General features: G+C 71.9%; 5 protein-coding genes. 3 read left to right on the top strand and 2 right to left on the bottom strand.

The genetic code is table 11. From position 1 onward, the window contains the following. Window positions 1-136 precede the first annotated feature (136 nt). Complete coding sequence (locus tag BFF77_RS28880; RefSeq protein ID WP_066955666.1) at window positions 137-934, top strand: exodeoxyribonuclease III; 798 nt, start codon at window positions 137-139, stop codon at window positions 932-934. Here the strand turns inward: BFF77_RS28880 and BFF77_RS28875 are convergent. After that, window positions 922-1,614 (bottom strand): MerR family transcriptional regulator, encoded by a 693-nt coding sequence (locus BFF77_RS28875; RefSeq protein ID WP_066955669.1) that lies wholly within the window; start codon window positions 1,612-1,614, stop codon window positions 922-924. The two genes, BFF77_RS28880 and BFF77_RS28875, sit on opposite strands and share 13 nt — an antisense overlap. A 148-nt stretch (window positions 1,615-1,762) precedes the next feature. Here BFF77_RS28875 and BFF77_RS28870 point away from each other — a divergent pair, with 148 nt between their 5' ends. Then, entirely contained in the window at window positions 1,763-3,298 is a 1,536-nt protein-coding gene (locus BFF77_RS28870) for a flavin-containing monooxygenase (protein WP_066955663.1), read from the top strand. A gap of 707 nt (window positions 3,299-4,005) precedes the next feature. Next, window positions 4,006-4,314, top strand: a complete 309-nt coding sequence (locus BFF77_RS36020) for a hypothetical protein (RefSeq protein ID WP_066955654.1) — start codon at window positions 4,006-4,008, stop codon at window positions 4,312-4,314. Window positions 4,315-4,424: 110 nt separating this feature from the next. Here the strand turns inward: BFF77_RS36020 and BFF77_RS28850 are convergent. Further along, on the bottom strand, window positions 4,425-6,090 hold a 1,666-nt coding region (locus BFF77_RS28850; protein ID WP_211280336.1), incomplete at its 5' end, for a S41 family peptidase.

The following is a 6,090-nucleotide window of genomic DNA, read 5'->3' as shown; positions in this document are numbered from 1 at the left end:
GAGCCGCTGTCGCACATCCTGGACAACATCCCGATCCTGTCCGGGAACGGTGTCGGCAACAACTGACGCTCCTCGGAGGCCCGGTCCGGCACTGTGCCGGACCGGGCCTCCGTCGTGAGGTGGGTAGGGTGCCGGAGTGCTCACCGTGACAACCGTGAATGTGAATGGGCTCCGCGCCGCCGCCAAGAAGGGGTTCGTGGAGTGGCTGGCGGAGACCTCCGCCGATGTGGTCTGCCTCCAGGAGGTAAGGGCCGAGCCGGGCCAGTTGCCCGAGGGCGTCCGGGAGCCGGAGGGCTGGTACGTCCTGCACGCTCCGGCGGCGGCCAAGGGCCGCGCGGGTGTCTCACTCCTCTCGCGCCGGGAGCCGGACCGTACGCGGACCGGGTTCGGCAGCGCGGAGTTCGACACGGGCGGGCGGTACGCCGAGATCGATCTGCCGGGAGTCACGGTGGCCAGCCTCTATCTGCCGTCGGGCGAGGTGGGCACCGAGCGGCAGGACGAGAAGGTCCGGTTCATGGACGAGTTCCTGCCGTACCTGGCGGAGCTGGGCAAGCGCGCCGCCGCCGACGGCCGTGAGGTGCTGGTCTGCGGCGACTGGAACATCGCCCACCAGGAGGCCGACCTCAAGAACTGGCGCGCCAACAGGAAGTCCTCCGGTTTCCTGCCCGAGGAGCGCGCCTGGCTGACCCGGCTGTACGGGGAGACCGGTTGGACGGATGTGATGCGCGCCCTCCATCCCGGCCAGGACGGTCCGTACTCCTGGTGGTCCTACCGGGGCCGTGCCTTCGACAACGACTCGGGCTGGCGTATCGACCTGCACGTGGCCACGGCCGGTCTGGCCGGGCGTGCCGTCAAGGGCTGGGTGGAGCGCGCGGCGGCGCACGAGGAGCGCTGGAGCGATCACGCGCCGGTGACGGTGGTCTACGAGAGCTGAGTCCGTGCCCCGCCGCGCAGACGGCGGTCCAGGGCCATCGAGAACTCCGCCTCGACGATGCTCTTCGCCAGCGGGCGGAGTTCGGCGGAGTCCGCGGAGGCGGTTGAGTGGGCGGTGAGGACCGCGCTGAAGAGTTCCGCCAGGGCGTCCGCGTGGGCGCGCACCTCGCGGGCGGCCTCCAGGATCGCGGCGAGCGGGATTCCCTCACGGACCAGGGCCGCGGAGACCTCCAGCAGTCTGCGGCTGATGTGGACGATCTCGTCGCCGTCGGTGGCCAGATAGCCGAGGGCGAGGGAGGCGGCGAGATTCTCCGCGGTCGCCTCGCCCTCGAAGTGGTCCGCGAGTTCCTCGGGCGAGAGCCGGACCGGGGTGTCCTCGGTGGGGTCGCCCAGGTCCTGTCCGGCCGGGCGTCGTGGTCCCGCGGGGACCGGCCGGACGGAACCCAGGCCCAGGACCTCGCCGACACCGCGTCCGCTCTCGAAGGCGGTGGCCAGGTCGGCGATGCCGTTCAGGGTGTGGCCGCGCTCCAGCAGGGCCGCGATCGTACGGAGCCGGGCCAGATGGTGGTCGTCGTACCAGGCGATCCTGCCCTCGCGCCGCGGCGGCCGTATCAGTCCGCGCTCACGGTAGAAGCGCACGGTGCGGACGGTGATGCCCGCCTCCCGTGCCAGCTCCTCCATGCGGTACTCCATACCGGGCACCTTATGTCGTACCGCCGGTAACGTGCCTCCAACGGCCCCCTACCCATGAGTACGGAGCTGCTCTACGCTCCGGATTGCGCCAGTGATCGCTGGCGCGGTTCGTGGATGTCCGGCGGCAGGAGGCGGTATGGGCCAGCACGTACGCGTGGCGGTGGTCGGATCCGGATTCGGTGGCCTCGGGGCGGCGGTCCGGCTGCGCAGAGAGGGGATGACCGACTTCGTCGTACTGGAGCGGGCGGGCTCGGTCGGCGGGACGTGGCGGGACAACAGCTATCCGGGATGCGCGTGCGATGTGCCGTCGCACCTCTACTCGTTCTCCTTCGCGCCCAATCCCGACTGGCCGCGCGTCTTCTCCGGGCAGCGGCACATACGGGCCTATCTGGAGCGGATCGCGGACGCCTTCGGGCTGCGTCCGCATCTGCGGCTGCACCACGAGGTCCGGCTGATGCGCTGGGACAACGACGCCCTGCACTGGGAGGTGGAGACCTCGCGCGGGAACTTCACCGCGGAGGTGGTGGTCTCCGCGACCGGGCCGCTGTCGGATCCCAGGATCCCGGAGATCCCCGGACTCGCCGGATTCCCGGGCAAGGTCTTCCACACGGCGCGCTGGGACCACGACTACGAGCTGCGCGGCAAGCGGGTCGCCGTGATCGGCACCGGCGCCTCCGCGATCCAGGTCGTTCCCGCGATCCAGCCCGACGCGGGCAGGCTGACGCTCTTTCAGCGGACGCCGCCGTGGGTGATGCCGCGCGCGGACCGCGCGATATCCGCGGCCGAGCGCCGATTGCACCGGGCACTGCCCTTCACCGGGACCGTGCGCCGCCAACTGCTCTGGAGCATCAGGGAGTTGCAGGTCCAGGCCTTCACGGAACGGCCGAATGAACTCGGGCTCGTCGAGGCCCTCGCCAAGGCCAACATCGCCAGGGCGATCAAGGATCCGGCGCTACGGGCCGCGTTGACGCCCTCGTACCGCATCGGATGCAAGCGCATCCTGCTCTCCAGCACGTACTACCCGGCGCTCGCGCGGCCCAATGTCGACGTGGTCACCTCGGGTCTCGCCGAGGTGCGCGGCTCGACGCTGGTCGCCGCGGACGGTACGCGGTGCGAGGCGGACGCGATCATCTTCGGCACCGGCTTCCATGTGACGGACATGCCGATCGCCGAACGGGTCGTCGGCGCCGACGGGCGCACGCTCGCCGAGACCTGGCGCGACGGTATGGAGTCGCTGCGCGGCGCGACCGCGGCCGGCTTTCCCAACTGGATGACGATCATCGGCCCCAACACCGGTCTGGGGAACTCCTCGATGATTCTGATGATCGAGGCCCAGCTCGCCTACATGGCCGACTATCTGCGGCAGCTCGACGGCCTCGGCGCCGTCGGCGGGCGCGCGGCGCTGACGGCCCGGCCCGCGGCCGTACGCGCCTGGAACCACCGGGTGCAGGAGCGGATGCGGCGGACCGTGTGGAACACCGGCGGCTGCACGAGCTGGTACCTGGACGCCAACGGCCGCAACACCACCATCTGGCCCGGTACGACGACGGAGTTCCGCAGGGCCACGCGCCGCGTCGATCTCTCGGAGTACGAGGTGATCCGCGCCACGGGGCCGCACACCGTCGTCCCGGCGCGCACCGGCGGGACCGGCGCGCGGGAGGCTGTGCGGTGAGTGTGCGCGCGGGTCTCCGGGCCGCCCGGTCGCGGGTGGCTCGGTGAGCTCGATCTCGACCTGTACGTAAGGGAGTTGACGGTGCCCACCGCCGTACCGGTGGGCACCGCGGACCGGCCGGCTCCGCCGCTCCGGTCACGGGCGCCGGCCGCCGTCGCCGCCCGGCCGCCCCGGTCCGACCGGACTGACCGGCGCCGGACACCTGACACCTGACACCCGTGGAGGCGCCGCAGGCCGTCACGGCCAGGAACCGCGGGCCGGCCGGATCGAGGAGCGTCTCGGCGCGGGCGTTCCCTTCGCTGCTCGGGGAGGGCCGCGGCGCCGACCGGGGCGAGGTGACGCGGGAGCCGCGGCGGCGGCTGACCCGGCCGTCGAACCGCACGTATCCGCTCCCTCCCGCCGTCGACCGGATCGCCGCCGGGACGGAGCGGCGCCCGGCGCATGTCCGCGCGCGGTGGTGGCCGCGCGGGACGCGGTCGCTACGGGGCTGTCCGCCGGGCCGTGCCGCGGCCGTCGGCGCGCGGCAGACGAGGCGGGCCGAACCTCGTATGGCCGCGGCGCGCAAGGGACTTGTGGGGGCGGACGGTACTGCCGACGAGCGCGGGCGCACACAGCGTGACTGATCGAAATGCGCGGAATGTCGGGACATGTAAGTCTGGTCGAGGCCCCACCCCACACCCCCCACCTCTACCAGGAGTTGAAATTCCATGGGTATTTCCGACCAGTTCAAGGACAAGGCGCAGGAGCTCGGAGACCGGGCGAAGGCGCAGATGGGCGACAACCAGCGGGACGACCAGTCCCCGCGTTCACAGCAGGGCCGTCAGGGCCAGCAGGGCCAGGGCCAGGGTCAGGGCCAGCCGAACCGGCAGGGGCAGCAGCCGGGCCAGCCGGGCCAGCACGGTCAGTCGGGCCAGCGCAACCCGCAGGGCAACGACCGTGCCCAGGACCGTGACAACCAGTCGCCCCGCAGGGCGCAGGACGCACACGACGACGTCGACGATCGCTTCGACGCCTGAACGAACGGCCTGAGGGCCTGAGGACCTGACAAGAGGCGCATCCGGTTCACCGGGTGCGCCTCCTGTCCGTACTCGGGCCCTTCCTCTGGCGGCGGCGCCGGGCCGGTCGCTCAGCGGGTCCCGCGCGGCGGCAGCGGAGGCCGGCGCAGATCGGGCACGGCTCCGTACCCCGGGGGCGCCGAGGCCGGATGTCCCGCCAGCAGGTCCAGCGCCACCCACACCGCGTCGTCGAGCTGGGCGTGCCGGCCCTCCGCCCAGTCCAGCGGTGTGCGCAGCGCCTCGATGTCGGGCTCCACACCGTGGTTCTCGATGGACCAGCCGTACGCGTCGAACCAGGCCGCGTTCATCGGCACCGTGATCACCGTGCCGTCGGCGAGGCGGTGGCGTCCCGTGATGCCGACCACTCCGCCCCAGGTCCGCTGGCCCACCACCGGGCCCAGATTCAGCAGCCGGAAGGCGGCGGTGATCATGTCGCCGTCGGAGGACGTCGCCTCGTCGGCGAGCGCGACGACCGGGCCGCGCGGCGCGTTGGAGGCGTACGAGACGGGCTGGGCGTCCCGTGTCAGATCCCATCCGATGATCTTGCGGCTGAGCTTCTCCACCACCAGCTCGCTGATGTGACCGCCCGCGTTGCCGCGTACGTCCACGATCAGCGCGGGCCGTGAGACCTCAAGGCGCAGATCGCGGTTGAACTGAGCCCAGCCCGAGCCGCCCATGTCGGGGATGTGCAGATAGCCGCATCTGCCGCCGCTGATCTCCCGTACCACCGCGCGGCGTTTGGCCACCCAGTCCTGGTAGCGCAGCGGGCGTTCGTCGATGAGCGGAACGACCGCGACGCGACGGGAGGGGCCCTTGCGCTCGGCGGGCCGGAAGGTCAGCTCGACCGTGGTGCCTCCGGCCGCGGCGAGCAGCGGATAGGGACCCGTCACCGGATCGACGGGCCGGCCGTCGACATGGGTGAGGGCCGCTCCCTCGCGGATGCCCGTACCGGCGAGCGGTGAGCGGGCCTTGGAGTCGGAGGAGTCGCCGGGCAGGATCCGCTTGACCACCCAGGCGCCGTCCCGGCGGACCAGATTGGCGCCGAGCAGTCCGATGGGGCGCTGGTAGTGCGGCGGGCCCTCGTTGCGGCGGGCGGGCGTGACATAGGCGTGGGAGGTGCCCAGCTCGCCGAGGACCTCACGGAGCAGATCCGCGAACTCGTCGGGAGAGGCGACCCGTTCGACCAGCGGACGGTACTGGGCGAGGACACCGTCCCAGTCGATGCCGCACATCTCCGGCTCCCAGAAGTACGCGCGGATGACGCGGCCCGCCTCCTCGAACGCCTGGCGCCACTCCGCGCCCGGATCGACGTCGTGCAGGATCCGGCGCAGATCGAGAAAGACCGTCGAATCGCTGTCGCCGGGCTCGGTGGCGGGCACGGCCCGTAGCTCGCCGTCGTCCACGACCACCAGCCTGGTGCCGTCACCGCTGACGGCGAACCAGTCCAGATGGCCTACGAGTTCGCTCTTACGGGCCTTGACGATGTCGAAGTGTTCCAGGGTGGGACGGCCCGACATGTCCGCGGGATTGGCGAAGGTCTCACCGAGCGCGCCCGAGATCGGCCAGCGCAGCCAGACCAGACCGCCGCCGCTGACCGGACGCAGGGCCGAGTACTTGGACGCGGTGACCGGGAACGGGGTCACCCGGTCCGCCAGGCCCTCGACCTCGACCGTGACCGTACCGTCGCCGGACTCGCCGTCCGACGGATCGAGCCCGCCGGCGGCCGGGCGGCCGTCC

The organism is Streptomyces lushanensis, from assembly GCF_001700515.1.
Lineage (GTDB): Bacteria > Actinomycetota > Actinomycetes > Streptomycetales > Streptomycetaceae > Streptomyces > Streptomyces lushanensis.
This window is presented reverse-complemented; position numbering and strand designations above follow the sequence as displayed.